The 24,878-nt window shown below is 38.3% G+C and carries 12 protein-coding genes; all 12 read left to right on the top strand.

The annotated features are described in order from the left end of the window. The first annotated feature begins 6 nt into the window (after positions 1-6). The 12 genes from K8B81_RS00565 (at position 7) to K8B81_RS00620 (ending at position 24,876) form a co-directional block, all read left to right on the top strand. Positions 7-1,398, top strand: a complete 1,392-nt coding sequence (locus K8B81_RS00565) for an alpha/beta hydrolase family protein (RefSeq protein WP_223678160.1) — start codon at positions 7-9, stop codon at positions 1,396-1,398. 200 nt (positions 1,399-1,598) lie between these two features. Beyond that, positions 1,599-3,665, top strand: a complete 2,067-nt coding sequence (locus K8B81_RS00570) for a protein-disulfide reductase DsbD family protein (protein WP_223678161.1) — start codon at positions 1,599-1,601, stop codon at positions 3,663-3,665. Between the two features lie 962 nt (positions 3,666-4,627). Then, the gene (locus tag K8B81_RS00575; RefSeq protein WP_049817497.1) at positions 4,628-5,302 is read left to right on the top strand and encodes a hypothetical protein; all 675 of its coding nucleotides are present in this window, start codon (positions 4,628-4,630) and stop codon (positions 5,300-5,302) included. Further along, entirely contained in the window at positions 5,289-5,453 is a 165-nt protein-coding gene (locus tag K8B81_RS00580; RefSeq protein WP_025572058.1) for a hypothetical protein, read from the top strand. Before K8B81_RS00575 ends, K8B81_RS00580 begins: the two co-directional genes overlap by 14 nt. A 1,127-nt stretch (positions 5,454-6,580) precedes the next feature. After that, entirely contained in the window at positions 6,581-9,763 is a 3,183-nt protein-coding gene (locus tag K8B81_RS00585; RefSeq protein WP_223678162.1) for a SusC/RagA family TonB-linked outer membrane protein, read from the top strand. Between the two features lie 20 nt (positions 9,764-9,783). Then, a complete protein-coding gene (locus tag K8B81_RS00590; protein WP_223678163.1) occupies positions 9,784-11,364 on the top strand; it encodes a RagB/SusD family nutrient uptake outer membrane protein in 1,581 nt (526 codons plus the stop codon). Positions 11,365-11,385: 21 nt separating this feature from the next. Further along, on the top strand, positions 11,386-12,606 hold the full coding sequence (locus K8B81_RS00595; RefSeq protein WP_223678164.1) for a glycan-binding surface protein: 1,221 nt from the start codon (positions 11,386-11,388) through the stop codon (positions 12,604-12,606). Between the two features lie 61 nt (positions 12,607-12,667). Continuing rightward, entirely contained in the window at positions 12,668-14,119 is a 1,452-nt protein-coding gene (locus tag K8B81_RS00600) for a cellulase family glycosylhydrolase (RefSeq protein ID WP_223678165.1), read from the top strand. A gap of 385 nt (positions 14,120-14,504) precedes the next feature. After that, the gene (locus tag K8B81_RS00605) at positions 14,505-17,342 is read left to right on the top strand and encodes an RICIN domain-containing protein (RefSeq protein WP_223678166.1); all 2,838 of its coding nucleotides are present in this window, start codon (positions 14,505-14,507) and stop codon (positions 17,340-17,342) included. 178 nt (positions 17,343-17,520) lie between these two features. After that, positions 17,521-19,194, top strand: coding sequence for an alpha-L-fucosidase (locus tag K8B81_RS00610; protein ID WP_223678167.1), 1,674 nt, complete (start codon positions 17,521-17,523; stop codon positions 19,192-19,194). A 64-nt stretch (positions 19,195-19,258) separates the two neighbouring features. Continuing rightward, positions 19,259-22,396, top strand: a complete 3,138-nt coding sequence (locus tag K8B81_RS00615; protein WP_223678168.1) for a glycoside hydrolase family 2 TIM barrel-domain containing protein — start codon at positions 19,259-19,261, stop codon at positions 22,394-22,396. A 47-nt stretch (positions 22,397-22,443) separates the two neighbouring features. After that, complete coding sequence (locus K8B81_RS00620; protein WP_223678169.1) at positions 22,444-24,876, top strand: sugar-binding domain-containing protein; 2,433 nt, start codon at positions 22,444-22,446, stop codon at positions 24,874-24,876. Positions 24,877-24,878: the final 2 nt, after the last annotated feature.

Genomic DNA, 24,878 nt, shown 5'->3' on the forward strand with positions numbered 1-24,878 from the left:
TATAAAATGAAAATTGTTAATTTTTTATATCTCAGTATAACAATATTGTGCTGTCAGATTGTTTTTTCGCAAAACATCTGGCAGGGACAGTATCATTCGTACCGAATTGTGGTTAAAGGTAATTTTGAAAACACAAAAGACTCTCTTTTATTAAGTCTTCCGGAACAGCAATATGAATCGATTAAGGTAGGATTTCTTAAAAATAAGGATAGTATTTCCTTTAAAAATGAAATGTATAATTTCTCTTTTAAAGGAAAATACAATGCCGATAAAACTGAAGTTGAAGGAGTTTTTAATCATTATTCGATTCCAAATGCAGCGGTTGTCTTAAAAAAGCAAAGCGAAATAACGCCTTTGTTTTTTGCACAGCATCCTCAGAAACCTTATCCGTATCAGGTTATTGATATGACTTTTTTAGGAAAAAACACAAAAATTACTTATGGGGCGACATTAACAATTCCAAAGAATAAAAAGAAATATCCTTTAGCAATTTTAATTTCCGGAACAGGTCAGCACGATCGTAATTATACATTTATGGGACGAGAATCTTTTACAGTTTTGGCAGATTATCTTGCACGAAAAGGAATCGCTTCTTTACGTGTTGACGATCGCGGAATCGGTAAAACAACTGGAGATTTTAAAAACGCCACAACTGGAGATTTTGCCAATGATGTTGAGGAACAAATTGCGTATTTAAAAAGTGACAAAAATATTGATCCATCTTTTATAGGCGTAATCGGACATAGCGAAGGCGGAATGATTGCTTCAATTGTAAGTTCTAGAAACAAAGATGTGAAATTTATGATCAGTCTTTCAGGTGTTGGTGTAAGTGGATTGGAAATGCTGAATCTTCAAAATGCAGCTATTTTAAAAAGCTATAAATTGTCAGATAAAGTAGTTGCCAAACAGATGGAAATGTACAACATCATGTTTAAAGTGGTTTATGATACAAAAGACAACGAATCTGCACAGCCAGCAATGGCAATAAAATTGAAAGAATGGATGCAGAAGCAAGACACTACAACTTTAAAAGAAGTACAAATGTGGAACGGTCGTGATCAGACTTTCTTATATCGTTACGGAAAAGATGCCGATAGAAAATGGTATCGCTATACGATTCATTACAAACCAGAAAACTTTTTGCCAAAAATTACAATTCCAGTATTTGTAGCAAATGGCGACAAAGATATTCAGGTTCCAGCTGTAGCGAATATTGAATCTTTCAGAAAGTATCTTGGAACTAAAGATCTGACAACTAAAATTTATTCTGGTTTAAATCATATGTATCAGCATTGTAAAACTTGTACACAGAGTGAAGTCAAAGAGATTGACGAAGTTTTTGCCGAAGAGGTTTTAGACGATATTTCGAAATGGATTTTGTCTCGTTATAAAAAGTGATTCATATACTAAACATATGCTATAAATAAGTGTAGTTATTATTCCTCGTTCCTCGGAGTAACTACAAGTTGTTCGACAAAAATTTGCGGTTTACTGCATGGAGTTTCTTGTTGAGATCCTTACTTTGTCAGGATGACAAAAATAATGAGAATTCTGAATCTAAAATTCAAAGTTTAAGATCTAAAATCAATAATTTCATCATGAAAAAATTATTCTTTTTTATTGCATTCTTTTTTGTAATAAGTAACCTTACTGCCCAAATTTATGATCCGGTTTCATTTACAACTACTGTTAAAGAAACAGGAGAAAATAAATACACATTGTCAATTATTGCTAAGATTGACAAAGGCTGGCACGTGTATTCACAGCATGTACCGCAAGGCGGACCAGCGCCAACAGCCTTTACGTTTCCAAAATCAAAAAATTATAAAACAATTGGCGGTGTTACAGAACCGGACGGTCACGAAGTAGACGATCCTGTATTCAATATGCGAATTAAATATTTTGCTGACAAAGCTGTTTTTACACAAAATATTGAGCGCAAAACAGCAGATGCCTTTACGATAAATGCCAGCATATTTTTTATGGTGTGTAATGACAACAGTTGTCTGCCACCAGGAGATAAAGATTTAAAATTCACCTTTAAAAAATCGGATTTTCCAATAAAAGAGGATCAGGCAGTAACAGCGGCAAACACAGCAGAAACAAAAACTGGAACAATTAGTATTTATACAATTACAAAGCAGGAAATAAAAAAAGATACAACAATTTCTGTTACAGCAAGTGAAAAGGAAACTCTTAAATCGCAGAAAAATAATCATGGAAAATCCTCATCGGCAAATTCTAATGATAGTCTTTTGACATTATTTTTCTTAAGCTTTCTAGGAGGTCTTGCCGCTTTGCTGACGCCTTGTGTATTCCCTATGATCCCAATGACCGTGAGCTTTTTTACCAAACAAAGCAAAAATAAAGCAGCGGGAATCAGAAATGCCATAATGTACGGTATTTTTATTATTGTAATTTATGTGATTTTAGGAAGTTTAGTAACCGCAATTTTTGGCGCCGATGCCTTAAATGCATTAGCAACGAATGTAGTTTTTAATATCGTTTTTTTCTTATTATTAGTAGTTTTTGCAATCTCATTTTTAGGAGCTTTCGAAATCGTATTACCAAGTTCATGGATGACTAAAGTCGATCAGAAATCGGAAGTTGGGGGGCTGATTGGCATTTTCTTTATGGCTTTGGCATTGGCACTCGTTTCCTTTTCATGCACAGGTCCTATTGTCGGGACATTATTAGTTCAGGCTGCAGGTCTGGCAGGAATTGCCCCTATAGTAGGTATGTTTGGTTTTTCGTTAGCTATTGCATTACCGTTTGCCATTTTCGCTGCTTTTCCGGGCTGGCTGAATTCGCTTCCAAAGTCGGGTGGCTGGTTAAATTCTGTAAAAGTAGTTTTGGGATTTCTGGAGCTTGCATTGGCGTTGAAATTTTTAAGTAATGCCGACTTGGTTTTACAATTACACTTATTAGAAAGAGAAGTTTTTATTGCGATTTGGATTGGTATTTTTTCGGTACTCGCATTATATCTCTTTGGCAAAATCCAGTTTTCTCATGATTCTCCGGTAACACATATTTCTGTCGGAAGACTGAGCTTAGGTATTCTGGTTGTTTCTTTTGTAGTTTACATGATTCCAGGACTTTGGGGAGCTCCTTTACAATACATCAGTGGGTTTCCACCCGCAAAACAATACAGTGAATCACCAAATGGTTTTGGAAATATGACAACTGTAAATACTGAAAAAGCAGCTTTACCGGAAGGCGCAGAAAGTGGTCCAAACGGAATTACTACATTTCATGATTATGACCTTGGCTTAGCTTACGCAAAAAAAGTAAACAAACCCGTAATGATTGATTTTACAGGTTATGCCTGCGTAAACTGCCGTAAAATGGAAGAAAGAGTCTGGCCTGACCCAAAAGTTTTGTCAATATTAAACAATGATGTTGTACTGATTTCTTTATACGTAGATGATAAAAGACCGTTGCCGGAAAGCGAGCAGGTAGTTTCTAAAATCACAGGAAAAATCCTGAAAAATACGGGACAAAAATGGAGCGAACTTCAAATTTTGAAATACAAAACCAATGCACAGCCGTATTATGTATTAATGGACCATAAGGAAAATGATTTAAACAAACCATCCGCTTATAATCCTGATATTGAAGCTTATTATAAATGGCTTCAGGAAGGTGTAAAGAATTTTAAAAAATAGAAAATTTAAACTCATAGAATTCGTTTCCAGACAATTAAAATGATGCTAAATTTTTATTTTCTGTTTTTTAGTTTAAGTGGTATCCGTTGATGTATCTTCAAGTATAATCAGATTAGCTTCAGATGATTAGGCAATGATAATTAATTTTGTCGATGATTCCGAAAAGCTAGAAAAACTAAAAAAATATTACGAACAGATTAATTTAACTCAAACTGCTGTAACAAAACAAGAAGATATTGAGTCTATTAAAAACAAAGTTTAGTGGAAGGACCGAAAAGTTCAGAAAAAATGGATTCTTTATGATTAGCATTAAAAATATAAGGGTAAATACTGAAAGCTTATGTGATGTAATTTATAAAAACCATTAGTAACGGCGAAGGATAATAACTTTTCGAAATATTTTTTCACAAAACAGAACATGGTGGAGTGGTTGCGAAATCAAAGCCTTAGATTGCTAAATTGTAATATTAAATATTTTGGTTTTTCATTTGATTTTAGAAGTATTTTGAATTAGTAAGCTTATACAACTATCATGAAGAACCTTAAAGAGCTGTTTAACAGCAGCTCTTTTTTTTTTTTCTTTGATTAATAAATTTATTATAGCTTTTTTGAGACAGTTTTATGTCATCTGCGATATAAATGCAGTTGTAATAAGACATGTTATTTATGAAGACCATTCGGCAAAAACGTTCAACCGTCCGCAGTGGAAAAAAAACTGCTTGCTGAACTAAAGAAGCATAAGAATAAAACCGATCTTCTGCTGTTTACAAAATGGGAACGCTTTGGCAGGAATGCATGAGATGTTTATCAAATGATTAATCTTCTTAATGGTTTAGGTATAGAACCCCAGGTAGTCGAGCAGCCGCTTGACTTGTCCATACCCGAAAACAAAATGATGCTCGCTATATATTTAGCTGCTCCTGAACTTCAAAATGACAGCGTGCCTAAACACATTTTACGGAATGAGACGCGCTAAAATAGAGGGTAGGGTTTTGGGTATAGCGCCATATGGCTATATAATCGAACAAAAGAAAATGGTTTCAAAAGGCAGATCAAAAAACTATCCATATTATCATTGTCATAATGGATGTCGAACAAGAATAAATGCATTATTCCTTAATGACTGCTATTATAACAAGCTTCGACAATTAATGCTCTCAAAGAATGCAGTTGAATTATTTAAAAAAGTTTTGGAAGACCAGAATATAAAAACACAGAAAGCAAGTTATTTATGCACTCAAAAGGTATTGGAGAGGAAGATAAATGAGGAGGAGTTGATCCTTTCTCAAGGCAGAAAATTATTTATAGCCGGAATATTAAAAATTGATGACTACAACGAATTAAGAAAAGAGAATCAAGTCAGTACCAAAAACCTTAAAAAGGAAGCGCGTGATATTGCTGTTAAATTAAAAGCTATTGATAGAAAAAATCAAATAGAAGAAAAAACATTAGTTGAAATATTTCAAAGATTTTCTGAGTTTGAGACTTCAGATAAAAGACATCTTGTGAATCTTATTCCGCCGACTGATATTGATTTTAAAACAGGAGATCTATCTTTAGATTTAAATCAAGCATTTTTAAAAATACTATCAAAAAAAAGAAACCGAAAAACCAATAGAAAAAATGAATTTCATTGAGAAGAATGTTTCAGTAGAAAAAGCCGTTATTATTCTTTCCAAAAACGGTATTCAGGTAGATGAGAAAGAAGCTAAAATTATTTTGGAATTACTGTATTTAGTATCAAAAAATTACGATAAACCAAAAGAGAAAAAAATCCTATATCCTTAACGGGATTTCGAACCATCGTTCAGCTTCGATTAATTCTCTGATAGCGCCACTTTAAGACTGTTTGTTTCAAACAGACTAAGAATTTCTTGTGAAAAAATCGAACCACAAATATTAGGCTGTGAAGGCTTGAAAAATCTATATGTTTGTACATAAAAAAAGAGACAACTATTTGCTAGTTGTCTCCTTAAGTGACCTGTAAAGTACAGATTACAAACCATTTTATGGAGGATTTGAAGAGATTGTCTTACTGGAAGTAGAGGCTGTCTTTCATTGGATTTATAAATTTGGTTTAGATGTCCTGCTTGGGATTGATATGAAAAATTCTAAAAACCATATTGGTTAATGATAGTAAACTGATATACAATTCTATAAATATTAATTTGGATTGGAGAATATTTTACGCTAAAAGGTAGATTACATTTATTGATAATACAAATAAAAAATGGCACCAATGACTTTAATTGGCGCTATTTGGCTGTGTGGTGACAGGGAAAGGAAAAATTTCAATATAGATGATTTGAAGAAATTTGCTTACTGTATAGTCTGTTTTCCATTGGCTTTGTAAATTTGGTTTAGCTGTCCTGTTGTGGATTAGATAAAATTTATGATTATTTGCTATTGTTGTTTCATAGAAGCTAAAAATTGTTTTGTTTTTGGATAGCAGTAAAACGATACAGCACCAGCTTTCATTTAAAAATAATTTTCTTCGATACTATTTGTATACTTTAAGACACCGCAGACTTCCTTTAAAAAGATTTAACAGACCACGAATTAATCCATACAATATGTACCTAAAATTTGCTGCATCCTAATCCTTTAGATGAGTGATTGCATTTTGAAAGGTTTAATTAAAATATTGATATCAAATTGCTATCACGATAATAAAATCGTATTTAAGAGCAGTTAAAAATATCATATTCAAATAAATATGCCTGTTTTTTTGCCTTACAGGTAGTTCTTGCAACATTTGACCCCGCTTTTGGATACAAATGCATACATCTGCTCGTTACAGTTTATTGTTAATTTGTTCCCAATGAAATCAAAATGTAATGCTAAAAATCAATACCAGATTTCGGCATTTTGCTGCTAAGCAGCTAAAACTTATCTAACCAAAAAACCAATTAATTATGAATGAAAAAAGGGTAATTCAATGTATTGCCAAGGTTTTTAAAAACCTTATAAGCAGTTTTGCATGTATTGCAGTGTTATGTTCTGCTCAAATGCTGTTTGCTCAAAACTTAGATGGCAAAGCTAATGGTATCATAATGGAAGATACCAAAAACCAGCCGCTGTTTGGCGTCAGTATAACCGTCAAAGGAACCAAAACAGGAGTAACCACAGATGTAGACGGATCATTTTCTATTGAAGCTAAGAATGGTGATGTACTTGTTGTGAGTTATTTAGGGTATGTGAGCCAAGAGGTAAAGGCTGCAAAAGATTTAAAAATCAGACTTAAGGAAGATTTAAAAGCATTAAACGAAGTGGTTGTTATTGGTTACGGGAAATCCAAAAGAAAAGATCTTACAGGAGCAATATCGTCAGTTTCTGGTGAAGAACTTATGAGGACGCGTCCTACAACAATTGACCAGGCTCTTCAGGGTAAGGTTGCGGGTGTAGTGGTACAGCAGACATCGGGTCAGCCCGGTGGAGGTGCCAATATTCAAATTCGAGGTTTGTCCTCTTTTGGAAGCAGCTCCCCATTGTATGTTATAGATGGAGTTATTATTGGCCAGAGTTATGACAGCGGAAATGGTACAAATCCACTTGCCACAATAAATCCTTCAGATATCCAGTCTATTGATGTTTTAAAAGACGCATCAGCAACAGCAATTTATGGCTCGCAGGCTACCAATGGTGTTATTGTTATTACTACTAAACGAGGAAGGGAAGGAGCTCCGAAGATTACCTATGAATTCACCACTGGATTTCAGGAAATTATTAAGCAGTACCCAACCATGGATTTAAGAGAGTATGCGAAGTTTATCAATGACAGGGCGGCTGTGTGGGGCTTTGATGAAAGGCCTGAATTTGCAAATCCCCAATATTTAGGAGAAGGAACCAATTGGCAGAATGAATTATTCAGAAGCGCTCCGGTAAAAAGCCACTCGCTGAGTTTAAGTGGTGGGAACGACAAGACCCAGTACTTACTGTCAGGATCTTATTTTAATCAGGAAGGTATTGCCTTAGGATCTGAGTTCACGAGAATGTCTGTACGGTTAAATCTGGATAATAAAACAACAGACTGGTTAAAGATCGGAACCAGTTTACAGCTAACACATATTGACGAAAATGTGAATTCAACAGGATCAAGTGTTATTTACGAAGCATTAAGTCAGACTCCTGATATCCCGGTAAGAAATCCTGATGGTAGTTTTGCGGGAGAGCAAAGCAGTGAAGGATGGATTGCCAAACGCGTTAATCCATTTGCTCTTGCGCTTATCAATAAAAACAACCCAAAGAGAAATCAGTTGTTTGCAAATTTTTATGCCGATATCGCTTTTACAAAAAATCTTTCTTTTCGAAATGAGTTGTCTGGAAATTTTTCCTTTAGGACAGAAGACAGGTTTAATCCCACTTATAAATTTGGGCTGGCTGAAAAGGTTGATAATGATGCATTCTACTCATACAGTCAGGATTATTTCACCACCTTTAGAAGTTTCTTTACCTATGCAAAGAACTTTAATAGCAAATATGATATTAATGTTCTGGCAGGTCACGAATCACAAGTCTCTCAATTCGAAAATGTTTCGGCAGGAAGAAAAAATTTCATTTCAGATAATGTAACAAATATAGGAAGTGGTGATATCCAGACAGCAACGAACGGCGGAACAAAAGGAGAAAATGCACAGGAGTCCTATTTTGGGCGTCTTAATTTTATCTACAATGACAAGTATTTATTTACGGCTAATGTTCGTACAGACGGTTCGTCTAAGTTTGCACCTGGAAACCGCTGGGTAACTACCTACTCGGGAGCATTGGCGTGGAAGTTAAATAATGAGAAATTTTTAAAAGGTTCAAAAATCGTAAATGAATTAAAATTAAGAACAGGCTATGGTTTAACGAACAATCAAAACGTTAGGGACAACGCTTACCTGACAACTCTTGGTTCTGTTTCAACAGGTTTGTCCGGTGCCTCACAAATTACTCTCAATCTTGGAAATCCAAATGTTGAATGGGAAAAAACAGCATACGGCAATGTAGGTCTTGATGGAGCACTTTTTGGATGGAAACTTAATTTTTCTGTTGATGTATACAATCGTCTTACAGATGGACTTTTATTGCAGATTCCATTACCTGCTTATGCCGGAATATCACCGGAATATTCTCCAGGTGTAATTAACTCGCCATATGTTAATATTGGATCGGTTAGAAACCGTGGAATTGATCTTCACATCAATTCCAGAAATATGACTGGAGATTTTACCTGGAGTACAGATTTTACTTTATCCCATAACAAAAATAAAGTTTTAAAATTAAATACAGACGGAGCTTCTCTGCCTGGAAGATATAATAATGAGATAGTTTCCCAGACCGTTGTTGGAGGATCTATTGGTGATTTTTATGGTTATAAAGTAGACGGAGTATTTGCTACGGCAAGCGACTTCCAAACTCATGCGCTGCCGACTAATTCTGATGGCACTGTACTTCCAATTACACCCAATTCTGGTGGTGTGTGGTATGGCGATCTGAAGTTTAAAGATCTAAACGGAGATGGAGTGATCACGGAAAAAGACAGAACATATTTGGGTTCTCCAATTCCTGATTTTCAGTTTGGACTTGGTAATACCTTCACCTATAAAGGTTTTGATCTAAACATTTTCTTCAGTGCCAATCTTGGCAATGAAGTCGTAAATGCAATGAGGATAAATGGAGAAAATCCTCTTACGAATAATGGTTATTTGAAATCATTAAAAAATCACGCTGAGTTGGCTTTGATAGATCCAAACGGCTCTGCTTCAGATGTCAATAACGTATATGTGACCAATCCAGAAACCAACATTGTCGGATTTAAAAATAATGATAGTAACCGAAACAATCGTTTCTCTGATAAATATGTCGAAAATGGTTCATTCTTAAGATGTAAAAACATGACTTTAGGCTATACATTTCCAAGTGAGCTGATTCAAAAAGCGTACATAAATTCTTTACGTATTTATTTCAACGTCAGCAATCCCTTCCTTATAACAAATTACAAAGGAATGGATCCTGAAGTTGGCTCGTGGAATCCACTGCAGGCTGGAATTGATAGTGGATTTTATCCGCAGCCTCGAACATTTACTTTAGGGATTAACGTAGGACTAACTAAATAAAAATCAAAACTTATACAAATATGAATTCAATTTATAAAAAATGTATGCTGACGTTTTTAGGAATCCTGACTTTGACCGGCTGTCAGGATGATTTTCTAGATCGTCCCTCAAAGTCAGAGATTAATACAGAGAATTTTTATCAGAATAGAAAAGAACTAAGGCTGGCTACAGCAGCGCTATATGGTGGTAAAGTCTGGGCACAATGGAATAATACAGCTTACCTGCCACTGGGAGATATTTTAAGTGGGAACTTTGTGCTGCAATACCAAGGAGCTGATCTTGTACAGCTAAACACTTTTACACTTTCAGGATCAAACGCCCGATTGACAGCAGGCTGGGGCGCACTGTATATTATAATCGCACATTGTAATACTACCATAAAGGCTATTACCGAAAAGACTCCGGCATCAGTTGCTGTGAAAGATAAAAATGCTGCGATAGCAGAAGCAAGGTTCATACGTGCAATGGCGTATTACCACCTTGCAATGTTATGGGGCGAGGTACCTATTATAGAAGACAATTCTAAGCTAATACAATCTCCTTTAATAAATAAGAATAAAACAGCCGATGTCTATCGCTTTATTTCTGAAGATTTGATTTTTGCAGCAGAGAATCTTCCGTCAACCGATGAAAAAGGACGTGTGACAACCTGGTCGGCAAAAGGTATGCTGAGCAAGGTTTACTTAACCATGTCTGGCTTAGGACAATCTGGAGGTACAAGGAACCAGGAGTATTTAGATAAGGCTAAAACGTATGCAAAAGATGTAATTGAAAACAGCGGATTGACTTTACTCCCAAACTATGCTAATCTTTTCAAAACTCAGTTTAACGATAATCAGGAGTCCTTATTTGCATTGCAGTGGTCTGCCACTACCGGCTGGATGGAAGGCAATCACCTGCTTACCTATTCTCCAAGTGTTGATATTAATCCGCAGAAAGGTGGAGCTTGGGGATCTCCCGGCACCAGCTACGATTTGTATTTAGCTTTCACAGAGCAGGATTCCATTAGACGTAAAGCAACTTTTATGCTTACAGGCGATCATTATCCAGAGTTAAATGCAGCTGGCGGCGGTTACACCGCAACTGCGCCGGGACTGAAAAAACACATTATTGGTAATGAGGCAGATAACAATAGTCCTGCAATGTCTTACATAGGATCAATAGAACATAATGCGTTACTACGATTAGCAGATGTTTATTTGGTTTACGCTGAGGCTATTCTGGGCAATAATAGCTCGACATCTGATCCAAGTGCGTTACTTTATTTTAATAAAGTCAGAGAGCGTGCAGGTGTCACTACGGTAACCTCAATTAATGCAGATGATATTCTTAAAGAAAGAAGGGTAGAATTTGGTGCAGAAGGACAGTACTGGTTTGATCTGGTAAGACTTTCCTATTACAATCCTCAAAAAGCGGTAGATCTTCTGAGCAACCAAAGAAGGGTACTATTTGATTATGATGCGACTTCTAAACAGGCTACACCAAAAGATCCTATCGCTCCGATTTCACCAGCTACCTTTGCGACTTTTACCCTGCAGCTTCCTGATTCGGAAGTGGTGGCAAATCCGAAGTTGAACGAGCCGTCGGTACCTTATTATTAATGAAATTATAATATTCTAAATATGAAAAAAATATTAAATACAGCCGTTGGTCATCTGCTTTTTTTAAGTTTAATGATCATTGTAATTACCTTAGCTTCCTGTTCCAATGAAGATTCAGGTGCATCTCCCGTCATTACTGAGGTTAGAAATTATGCTGCAGCTCCCAATGATACTATTGTAGACAAACTGGTTCCAGGGCAATGGGTAGTTTTGAAAGGATCTTATTTAAAAAATACGGTTAAAATCTCCTTTAACGGTGTTGCCGCCGATTTTGATAGTGGTCTGTTCTCAGACACATATGCTGTTGTGCAGATTCCTGCCGTTATACCATTTCCATCAGTTGCTGAAAATGAATTAAATACAATTGAGGTTGTGAATTCAAACGGTTCTACTGTTTTTGAAATTGTCATTGTAGCTGGCCCCCCATCTCTTACTGGTATTTCAAATGAGAACCCAATTGCAGGAGAGGAAGTTACAATACAGGGAACTAACTTATTTCTGATCAAAGAATTATATTTTGCAGGTACGCAGATTACAGCATACACCGGCTCTGACGATGGAACAGCGATTAATTTTTTGATGCCTGCAGTGACAACTACTGGACCTTTGAAAATAAACACGGCATCAGGAGTAATTCTCACGCCCTTTGAGGTCAACAACACATCAGCCGGAGTAATCTCTAATGCTGATGCTATTTTTAATTGGGATTACTGGGGAGGAGCGCAAGTAGTTAAAGGCGAAGGAAACCCTGATTTTCCCGGAGGAAATGCCAGTAATTTCTTTGTGATGAATTTTGCTTCGGTATCCGCTGGAGACGGAAAGCCATGGAGCCATGCATTACGTATTGGACAGACCCAGTGGGTTCCTTCCGGAAATCTCTCAGACCCGGTTGAAAATTGGGCATTAAAATTTGAAATAAATGTTCCGGAATCTTGGCTGGGAGGTTCACTGATGGTAGCTACTTCGACAGGAAACTATCTGGCTAGATACGAGCCTTGGCAAGGTCTTGCAGCGGGTTTTAAAACAACCGGATGGCAGACAGTAACAATTCCTTTCGCGCAGTTCCGCGGAGGAGGCAGCGGAAAAGGGGAAATGGTGAAAACAATCAACGATCTGGCTGGATCAAATGGCATATCGAGCTGTCAGATATATTTACATAATTATGGTACAGCTCCTGTAGCTTTTAAAGCTGCCTTTGATAATATAAGAGTAGTGAAAATCATTGATAAATCAATAAAATAAAATCAAAACCTGCGGCTATCTGTACATCCTGATTTGTGCGCAGGTCTTAAAAAAAAGAATTATGAAATTTAGACAACTATTAAAACCAGTACTGCTAATGCTGGTGACCGCATCTATGGCTTTTTGTTCAAATGGAGACCAAGAGCCGCTGCTGACAGTTTCGGCTCAAAACATCTCCTTTCTGCCCGAAGGAGGTACGTCAGAAGAAATTACCATCGACGCTAACAGTAAATGGAATATCACCAATGGTGCAGCTTCATGGCTGCAGCTCAGTAATGCTCAGGGAAATAGTGGAACCTCTGCAATAAAAATTTCAGCTTCAAGCAATGAAACCGGATTTACTCGTTCTGTTATATTGACTGTAGAAGCAGGTAATGGCCAAGCAAGACGAATCACTATTACGCAAACGGGAAATTTGTATCCAACATATAATCTAACTCCAAAGCCAGCCGATCCCACAGGAATGGGGACAGCAGTAGAACTGGCTGCCAAATTTAAACTGGGATGGAACATCGGTAATACATTTGAAGCGCCGGGTGGTGAAACCGGCTGGGGTAGTCCACTCATTACAGAAGACTATGTAAAAGCTGTAAAGCAATTGGGTTTCTCTGCTATCCGTATACCTTGCTCTTGGAATTTCCACCTTGATAACGAAGCTACTGCACGTATTGATCAGAATTGGATGAAAAGAGTAAAAGAGGTAGTGGGTTATTGTGTGAATAATAACATGTATGTGATGCTTAACATTCACTGGGACGGCGGATGGCTGGAAAAAAACATCACTAAAGCAAAGCAGGATGCTGTAAATGCTAAACAAAAAGCATTATGGGAGCAAATTGCCACCGCTATGCGTGATTTTGACGAGCATCTGATGTTTGCCAGCGCTAATGAACCTGATGCTAAGAATGCTGAAGAGATGGCCGTCTTAGCTTCATACCATCAAACTTTCGTTAAAGCTGTTCGTTCTACAGGTGGAAAAAACAGTCACCGTGTTCTTATCGTTCAGGGGCCGCAAACAAATCCGGGATTGACATTTGACCTGATGAATACGCTTCCTACAGATCAGGTGCCGAATCGCCTCATGGTTGAAGTACATAACTATACACCATCACAATTTTGTATCGGTAATAAAGATGAGAGTTGGGGTAAATTGATTTACTACTGGGGTAAAGGCCATCATTCAACCATTGAACCTGAGCGTAATGCTACATATGGAGAAGAGGACGAGATAATTGCTGATTACAACAAGATGAAAACTAAATTTATTGATAAAGGGATACCGGTTATAATGGGGGAGTATGGCGCTTACAGACGTAGTGATCCTGCTTATCTTCCCAAAGATTTGACTATGCATAACGCCTCGGTGGACTATTGGATAAACTTTACAACCAAAGAAGCATTAGCGCGTGGTATTAAACCTTTTTGGTGGGATATAGGAACAGCTGTAGACAGGAGTAATTTTACTGTAAAAGATCAACGTACTATAGATGCTATTAAAGCAGGGGCTAACTAAAATTTAAGATATCCCTTTCAAAGTTTTTTTTCAGGATTAGGCATTTATTTGCCATTGCTGGAAAAAATGATCTCATGTTAGGAATAAAATGGGCATTGTGCAAACATGCCCATTACATTTGGATTAGATAATAGCTAGCCAAAAAAATTACCTCTTTTTTAAATTACACTTATTGCTTCTTTAAATAAAAAAGATTTCACCATACATTCTGGAAAGAAGGAAATTTTTGCTTTTACATTATCTGGCTCAGAGATGGATATAAATCCTGACAGCCTCAATTAAGCTTCACCCAAAAAAATAAACTCAAAATTCCAGGAACACCTTAAGTGTGTATGAATAGATAGTAAGGATAATTATAATTTAAACTTTTAAAAAACAAATCAAGATGAAAAAAGCTTACTTGTTATGTGTATTTATTTTATCAGTTTTCGTTTCCCAAGCCCAGAGCGTTTGGAAAAATGTTCAGATTGGAGGCGCTGGTTTTGTAACCGGTATTATTCAAAGTAAAACAGATGCCAGTTTAAAATACGCCCGTACAGATGTGGGAGGAGCTTATCGATGGGATGCCTCCAGCAGCAGATGGATACCCTTGCTGGACTGGACCAGTGTAGACCAGCTGGGGTATCAGGGCGTGGAATCGCTGGCAATTGACCCTCAGAATAATAATGTGGTTTATATGCTGGTAGGGACCGATTATTTCAATGGTCAGAAAACAGCCATTTTAAAATCAACCGACAGAGGTGCCAATTTTACTGAAACTATAGTAACCTCACAATTTAAGGCACATGGGAACGGTATGGGAAGATCTAACGGCGAGCGGTTGGCGGTAGATCCCAACAATTCTAATGTGCTTTTTTGCGGAAGCAGACGTGACGGATTGTTTAAAAGTACTAATGGCGGTTCAAATTGGTCTAAGGTATCGTCATTTCCAGTTACGACAACAGCAAATGATAACGGAATCTGTTTTGTAATCTTTGATTCTGCATCAGCTTCCGGAGGCAGCACTCAGACTATTTATGCTGGTGTTTCCCGAACCGGGGCAACCAATCTTTATAAAAGTACCGATGCTGGAAATACGTGGAATGCCGTTTCGGGAGCCACAGTACATTATATGCCTCAGCGAGCAGTATTGGATTCCAACAGGGCTTTACTAATCACTTATGCTGATAAAGAAGGGCCTTGGAACCCTTCTTCAGGACAGATTTGGAAGCTTTCTACTACGGGTTCTTTAACTAATATAACTCCATCAGGTTTTTCAGGGCCTTTTGGCGGAATCGATGTTGACCCTTCCAATTCGCAGCGCCTGATTGCCTCATCGATGAATACTTATATGGCGCAGTATACCAATGCACAGGGTAATATAATTTATGCAGATCGCTTCTTTTTAAGTACAGATGGCGGTGCGTCATGGAGAGACCTGGTTGGAAATTCAGGAATCAATGTCTTAGACAATGGCTGTACTTGGATTTCAGGATCTTCAGCATCCATTCACTGGACTGGGGACATCAAGTTTAATCCGTTTAATACCAATAAGGCCAGCGTAATATCTGGAAACGGTATTTTTACCTGTGATGATCTTAATGCATCAAAAACCTCGTGGAAGTTTGATGCTATTGGACTTGAAGAGAGCGTACCACTAGGTTTAATCAGCATTCCCGGGGGACCTTTAATGAGTGTTATTGGAGATTATGATGGATTTAAGCATACTGATGTTAAGGTATATGCCCCACAATATAAGCCTGCAATGGGAACCACATCTGGACTGGCCTATGCATCAGGAAATACCAATAAGATTGTAAGACTTGGAGAGTATCTGTACTATTCCAACAATCAAGGAACTGATTGGATAAAGACAACTGCAAACTTAGCAGGACCACGCGGAACGGTGGCACTTTCGTATGATGGCGCAACGATTCTGCATGTTCCAGAATCTTCCAGTGCTATGTACCGTTCTACCAATAATGGAGCCAGCTGGACGACCGTAACAGGAATTAATTTCAATACGGTTGCCATATCTGATGCTGTTACGAACAATAAATTTTATGCCTACAACAGAAGTAACGGAGATTTAAAAGCAAGTACAGACGGAGGTGCTTCTTTCAACACGGTTTCCAATGTTGGAGCGGGGGGATCCAGCCTTATTAGAACAGTTCCTGGGTATGCTGGTCACTTGTGGATCGCTAAGAATTCCGGCGGACTAATAAGGTCAGTTGATGGCGGAGCCAATTTTACTGCACCTTCAACAGCGGTAAGCAATGCTTCGGCAGTTGGAATCGGTAAAGCGAAGGCTGGCGCTTCTTATCCAACTATTTATATCTGGGGTACCGTAAGCGGTGTTACGGGAGTTTTCCGTTCGGTGGACCAAGGCAGCAATTGGACTCGCGTTAACGATGATGCACATGAGTATGGAGGTACAGGAAACGGAAACTTCGTAATGGGAGACATGAATACCTACGGACGCGTTTATATGAGTACTGTTGGAAGAGGTCTTGTTTATGGTGACGATCTTGCTGAAACTGCAGCTTATTACACCATTTCAAATAGAAGCACCGGACTGCTAATAGACGGAATGAGCAGAACTACAAATGGAAGTAACGCAGGACAATGGAACTACAGCGGAAGCAGTGCTCAGCAATGGGCTCTAGAGTATAATGGCAGCGAAGTTATGATTAAAAACAGAGCTACTGGATTGTATATAGACGGAATGAGCAGAACAGCAAATTCGTCAATCGCTGGACAATGGGCCTATAGTGGAAGTGAAGCGCAAAAATGGATGCAAGAAGACGCTGGTTCGGGTTATTTCAAGTTTAAAAATAAAGCAACTGGAATATACTTGGATGGTTTAGGAAATACAACTAACGGAGCAGATCTAAGCCAGTGGAGTCTCAGCTCAAGCAATAACCAGCAATGGTCTCTAACAGCGATATCGAGCGCAACTTTGAGATTAGGCGCTGATACAGAAAGCTTACAAGAGCAGAAATTTATTGTAATTTGTTCTCCAAATCCATTTACAAGCAGTTTTAAAATCGAAATAAATGATTATACTGAACCGATAAGCGTGCGAATTTTTGATCTTAATGGAAAAAATGTGGAGTCTGCGCAAGTCAAAGACCAAAGCCAGTTATCAATGGGAAACACACTGCAGTCGGGATTGTATATTGTAAAAGTGGAAGGAACTGGAGGTAATCTTCTCCAATCATTTAAAATGATTAAAAAAAATTAGATAAAATAAAAAAGTCCTAACAGCGAAATAATTTCTGTTAGGACTTTGATATTAAAGATTATGTACCTGTATCAGCACATTCATCTGTAAATAAGAAAGCCAATAATTTTTACCCTAAAAGCCAAAAAGAAAATTTAAAAACACGTTAGCGCAAGGCTAACAAAAAATAAGAATCAAAATGTATAAAAAGAATAAGAGAAACCAATTATTTATAGCTTTATGTATCCTCTGCGCCAGTTTTCTGCAGGCACAGCAAAAATACCAGTCACCGGTTACAGAGAAAACTGAAAAGGTCGCTTTAGGAAAATTTAAACCAACTTGGGAATCTCTCCAGCAGTATAAAACTCCTGAATGGTTTCGAAATGCTAAGTTTGGAATCTGGGCGCATTGGGGACCACAATGCCAGCCGGAGCAGGGAGACTGGTATGGCCGATTTATGTATGATGAAGGCGGAGCACAGTACAAATGGCATGTAGAACATTACGGACACCCATCTAAAGCAGGGTTTAAGGAGGTTATTAAAGATTGGAAGGCTGAAAACTGGAATCCCGAAAAAATTGTTGCACTTTATAAACGAGTAGGAGCACAGTATTTTTTTGCCATGGCCAACCATCATGATAATCTGGATTTATGGAACAGCAAATACCAAGCGTGGAATTCTACAAAAGTTGGTCCTAAAAAAGATATTATTTCAGGCTGGGCTGCGGCGGCTAAAAAACAAGGATTACCATTTGGATTAAGTGTTCATGCGGCTCATGCCTGGACTTGGTTTGAAACTTCGCAGCGTTCAGATAAAAATGGACCTTATGCTGGAATTCCTTACGATGGGAAACTTACTAAAAAAGATGGTGCTGGCACTTGGTGGGAAGGGCTGGATCCGCAGGAGTTATATGCACAAAACCATTCTCTAAGCGCTGGAAGTGCTCAAAGTATTACCTCATTGTGGGGGCAGTGGAGTTGGGATAACGGAGCCTCTATTCCTTCTGTAGAATATTGCGAGAATTTCTATAACCGTACCATGGATTTAATCAATACCTACAAACCAGACCTTCTTTATTTTGATGATACGGGGCTTCCGCTTTATCCGGTAAGTGATGCAGGGTTGAAAATAGCGGCTCATTATTACAATACCAACATCGCAGCTCATGACAATAAACTTGAAGCCGTTTTATTTGGAAAAGTATTGACTCCAGAACAGAAAAAATGTATGGTTTGGGATGTTGAAAGAGGAGTGCCAGATCAGATTCAAAACCAAGCCTGGCAGACCTGCACATGTATTGGCGACTGGCATTACAGCAGGGCAATTTATGATGGAAATGGATATAAATCAGCCAAAACAGTCATTCAGATGCTTATTGATATTGTCAGCAAAAACGGAAATCTATTGCTAAACATACCTGTACGCGGAGATGGTTCTATCGATGATAAAGAAATCGCAATTCTTGAAGATATAGCCAAATGGATGGATGTAAATAAAGAAAGTATTTTTGATACCCGTCCCTGGAAAGTTTTTGGCGAAGGACCGGCTGCAGACACAAGCAATCCGATAAAAGATGCAGGCTTTAACGAAGGCAAAACCAGCTTATCTCAGAAAGACATTCGTTTCAACCAGAAAAACAACCTGCTTTATGTTTCGGTAATGGGAGCGCCTCTAGAAGATGTTGTGGTAAAATCTCTAGGAAAATCAAAAGAAAGCAGAAAGATAAAAAGCATTAAACTGCTGGGAAGCACTGAAAAGATAACATGGAAACAAGATAATAATTCGCTGGTAATTGCAAAACCAAAATTTATTCCAAATAATATAGCAGTAGTTTTTAAGGTACAGTATGCAGATGCTGCCAAAAATAATTAGTATTAAATTGTCAGGCATTAAGGAACAGCTAAGTGTTAATAGGCAATCGTTCAAACTCATCAATATGATAAAAAAAATCTTTCTCATTGCCCTGTTTTTTGCGGTTAATCTTATAGATGCTCAGCAGGTAAATGACTGGGAGAATCCAGCTGTTAATGGCATCAATAAGGAAAAACCACATGCGTACGGTTTTCTTGCCGAGGAGAAAAAAAATAATCCAATGCTTTTGTCTCTTAATGGGTTGTGGAAATTTAACTGGTCGCCCAATCCACAGTCTCGACCGGCTGATTTTTACAGCAAAGATTTTTCTACTGATGCCTGGACTACTGTTTTAGTGCCTGGCAGCTGGGAATTGCAGGGATTTGGAACCCCTATTTACACCAATGTAGCCTATCCTTTTAAAAAAGACATTCCAAAAGTAAGCGGTGAACCTGATGAGAGTTTTACGACTTTTAAGGAAAGAAATCCCGTTGGTAGCTATACAACTAGCTTCAAGATTCCCGAGGACTGGAGTAATAAACAGATATTTATTAATTTCGGAGGAGTACAATCGGCAATGTATCTTTGGGTAAACGGACATAAAGTTGGCTATAGTGAAAATTCTATGTCGCCTGCCGAGTTTGACATTACGCCTTACATTGAAAAAGGAGACAATAAACTGGCCGTAGAAGTTTACAAATACTGCGATGGCAGTTATATGGAAGATCAGGATATCTGGCGTTTGGGCGGGATATTCAGAGATGTCGATTTGATTGCACGACCTAAGACCTTTATAGGAGACTATTTTGTAAAGGCAATTCCAGACAAATCATATTCAAAAGCAGCAGTTGTCATTGATGTCCGTCTGGATAACAGACACATGGAGAATACTTCGGGATTGAAAGTAGAGGCTATTATTAGCGGATATTCAAAACAAGGAGATTATATAGAGAAACAGTTTCAGGCAAATGTGCCAGTTTCATCATCCGATAAAGGAATCTTTACGATGAACTCCATACTAGATAATCCGAAGCTTTGGTCGGCAGAAACACCCGATTTGTACAAGCTTGTGCTGCAACTTAAAAACAAGAAAAATGAGATTGTAGACAAAGCCGAATGCTACTTTGGCGTTCGAAGCATTGAGGTGCGTGCAGACGTATTTTACATCAATGGCAAAGCAGTGAAATTGAAAGGCATTAACCGCCATGAAATGCATCCGCGCACCGGAAAATATATCAGCCGCCAATTCATGATACGCGATATGGAGCTGATGAAACAAGCTAACATCAATATGATACGCACCAGCCATTATCCTGATGATCCGTTGTTTTATGAACTTTGCGACAAATACGGTTTTTATGTAATGGACGAGGCCAATCAGGAATCTCATGCTTACGGTCTTAGCAATAAAGAGTTGGGCGAAGATCCGCTCTGGAAAAACACTCATATAGAACGTGCCACTTCGCTTGTTGGAAGAGACAAAAATCATGCGTGCGTGATCATCTGGTCTCTTGGCAATGAAGGCGGTAAAGGAGAAAATATGAAAGCAATGGCAGATATCATTCGCAAGCTCGATAAAACACGTCTGGTTTTTTCGGATACCCATAGAGAAATATCAGATCTCTATGATGATAGTTATTTGCATCCTGAGGATTTTAAGAAATTGGGCGAAAGGATAAAAGACAAACCCGTAATTATGCGCGAGTATGCCCATGTTATGGGAAATTCAGGCGGTAATTTGCAGGAATACTGGGATGTAATTTATGCAGATCCAAGCCTAAGCGGTGCTGCAATCTGGGAATGGGACGAACACGGACTGCCAAAAGCGAAAGATGGTTCTCCGTTTAAACTTACCCAGCATCCTGACGATTATACTTTAAAAGATAGCGAATTTTGGGCGTATGGCGGCGATTTTGGAGACAAACCCAACGATGGCAATTTTGTTATGAGAGGGCTGGTTTCTTCTGATCGAAAACCATATCCACATTATTATGAGGTGCAGAAAGTTTATCAGCCTGTCGTTTTCCAAATGCAGGATGAAAAGAAAACAAGTATTAAAGTCACGAATCGTTTTGATTTTCTGCCGCTTCAAAATTTCGATATTGAATATGAATATGTTTGCGAAGGAAAATCTTTGCAGAAAGGCCTTCTGAACTTCGGTTCTGTTTTGCCAGGCGCTTCTGCTGTTATTGATCTTCCACATCTTCAGAACGAACAGAAAACCTGTTCTGAAATCTGCCTCAATATTTATGTAAGGCTTAAAGAGGCTGCACTTTGGGCAGAAACAGGCTATTGCATCGCTCGTGAGCAGTTTATAGTAAAACCCTACGAGTGGAAAAAAAGCATTTCTGGAGCAAAGACAGTAAAAGTAAAGGAAACACCTGCTGTTATTGAGCTTAAAACGGATGAAATGAATTTTGTTTTCAATAAAACCAATGGTGACTTAACAAGCTGGAAGATTAAAGATCAAGAGCTTTTAATAGGAGCTCTGGAACCTTATTTTTGGAAAACGCCAAATGACAACCAGAAGCAGAGCGGTTATGCAAAAGAATTCTCCAAATGGAAAAACGCGACAGCCGATAGAGTGGTTAAAAAGGTTGCTATAACCAGACAAGATACCTTAACTACGGTAAAGTTTGATATTAATTTCCCTCGTATTGGAGCCAATTATACGCTAGAATATCAGCTAAATGGAAATGGAAAATTAGGCACAAAAGTTTTTTATACGCCATTAAACGATACAATCGGACAAATTCCTAAATTTGGAATGAGACTGCGCATTCCAAAAAATTATAATACTGTAGACTGGTATGGCCGAGGCCCTTACGAGAATTATCCAGACCGAAAAACTGCTTCTCTGTTAGGAGCATATCACAAAGAGCTGGAACATTTTATTGTTCCGTATCCAGCTCCGCAAGATAATGCAAACCGCAGTGATGTACGCTGGATTTCGCTTGAATCGCTAAACGGAAATAGTATCAAAGTAATGGGATTGCAGCCGCTGAATTTCCGCGCTTGGCCTTATACAGAAGATGATTTGGAAAATGCCAGACACGATTATCAGCTGGTTAGACGCGATTTTATCAACCTTAATATTGATCTAAATATCCATGGTGTTGGAGGTGATGATTCTTGGGGAGCAAAAACTATGGAAAAATATACTAATTCTGGCAATAAGCCCTATGAGTTTGGATTTACTTTAGAATATCTTCAAAAGCAGTAACATCCTGTTTGTATTATTTTAGAACAGCATAAAATCAAATAACAAAAATGAATAATTCAATTCTGCATCACATACACTATTTAAAGAAAAGCATGCTATTTTTATGCCTGCTGTTTCTAAATTTTTTATCTCTGCATGCACAGGAAAACGTAAAGAGAAAACAGCTTTTTGACAATGATTGGAGATTTTTTTTAGGAGAGTCAAGTCAAGCTTCATCCGATAATTTCAATGATAGAGACTGGCGACACTTGGATCTGCCTCATGATTGGAGTATCGAAGGCAAAGTTCATCCAAAGAATCCTACTGGAGCAGGAGGAGGATATTTTCCAGCAGGAGTGGCTTGGTACCGAAAGACTTTTACGGTGCCAGATAACTGGAAGACCAAAAAAACAGCGATTTATTTTGAAGGGGTTTATATGAATTCTCAAGTGTTTATTAATGGAAAATCGCTTGGAGTTTATCCTTACGGATATTCCTCTTTCAGCTACGATCTTTCTCCGTATCTCAAATATGGAGAACAGAATGTGATTGCTGTGCGAGTAGACAATTCACAGCAGATGAACAGCCGTTGGTATAGCGGATCGGGAATCTACAGACATGTCTGGCTAATTCAGACCAACCCAGTTCATATAGCGCAATGGGGAACAGGAATCAGTACTTTCGAGATTTCTCCCAAAAAAGCAACAGTTCGTGTGGAAACAAAATTGATGAATGAAACCGAATCGCTGCAGGAAATTACCGTTACAGCATTCATCCAAAATCCGAATTCCAATACCGCAGGGCGTCATGAAACAAAAGTGATGCTTTCTCCAAAGAGCGAAAAAGTAGTGACCCAGCTTATTAAAGTAAGCAATCCAGCACTTTGGAGTCCGCAGCAGCCTTCCTTATATAAAGCTTTAGTACAGGTTTCAAAACAAAAGGAAAGGTTAGACGAGAGCGATACTAATTTTGGTATCCGTTCCCTTGCATTTACGGCAGAAAACGGATTTCAGCTCAACGGAAAAACAATCAAGCTTAACGGAGGGTGCGTACATCACGACAACGGTTCTCTGGGCGTTGCTGCTTTTGACCGAGCAGAACAGCGCAAAGTGGAGCTTTTAAAAGCCAGCGGATTCAATGCTGTACGAACTTCTCATAATCCTCCTTCAGAAGCTTTCTTAGATGCTTGCGACCGATTAGGTCTGCTGGTTATGGATGAATCTTTTGACTGCTGGAAGGTTGGGAAGAATAAATATGACTATTCAAACTATTTCAATGCCTGGTGGAAACGTGATCTGCAGGCCATGGTGCTGCGCGATCGCAATCATCCCAGCATTTTTATGTGGAGCATTGGAAATGAAATACCTGAAAGAGAAGATCCTGATGCAGTAAATACAGCCAAAATGCTTTCTGAAGAAATAAAGAAAATCGATACAAGTCGTCCGATAACATCTGCTATTGTTAATGGCGGTAAAAATTGGGATATATTTGATCCTCTGATGGCTCAGCATGATGTTGCGGGATACAACTACAACTTAGATAAAGCGCCGCAAGATCATATAAGAGTGCCTTCCCGTATTATAGTCCAGACAGAATCGTATCCTAAAGATGCTTTTAAAAACTGGGAATTAGTACAGAAAAACAATTATATCATTGGAGATTTTGTATGGACAGCCATGGATTATCTGGGAGAATCTGGAATAGGACGTTCCTATTATTCAGGAGAAGTGCCTGGAGAACATTGGGAAAATGATTTTTTCCCATGGCATGGCGCTTACTGCGGGGATATAGACCTTATTGGATGGAGAAAACCTATTGCGCATTATAGAGGCATGCTTTATAACGATAAAGAAAAACTCTATATGGCAATTCGAGAACCTGCACCAGAACCTCTGGAAATCAAGCAAACGTGGTGGTCGGTATATCCTACCTGGGAAAGCTGGACATGGACTGAATATACTGGGAAAAATGTTGAGGTTGAAGTGTATTCCAAATATCCAAAGGTTAGACTGTATCTTAATGACCAGCTTTTAGGAGAGAAGGAAACAGGAGATCAGCAAGAATTTAAAGCGGTTTTTACCGTACCTTATGCATCAGGCACCTTAAGAGCGGTTGGCGCAGCAAATGGCAAAGAACAGGAGTCCGTTACGCTGAAGACAGCAGGTGAGGCGGTGCAGATTAAATTGGCAGCCGACCGAAAAGAGATGAAAGCCAATGGACAAGATTTAACTTATATTGCAGTTGAACTAAGGGATCAAGAAGGGGTTCTGAATCCTAATGCAGATAAACGCCTTACTTTTAAAATTGAAGGACCTGGAACTATCCAAGGTGTCGATAATGCCAACCTAAAGGATTTTGAACCCTATCAATCTCTTACTCGAAAAGCTTGGCACGGAAGGGCTCTGGCAATTGTAAGAAGTACACACGAGAAAGGAGAAATCAAAGTAACGGTTTCTGGAGCTGGATTACAACCGCAGAGTATTACTATCACATCAAATTAATT

Origin of the sequence: Flavobacterium hibisci (assembly GCF_020026925.1) — a bacterium.
Taxonomy (GTDB): domain Bacteria; phylum Bacteroidota; class Bacteroidia; order Flavobacteriales; family Flavobacteriaceae; genus Flavobacterium; species Flavobacterium hibisci.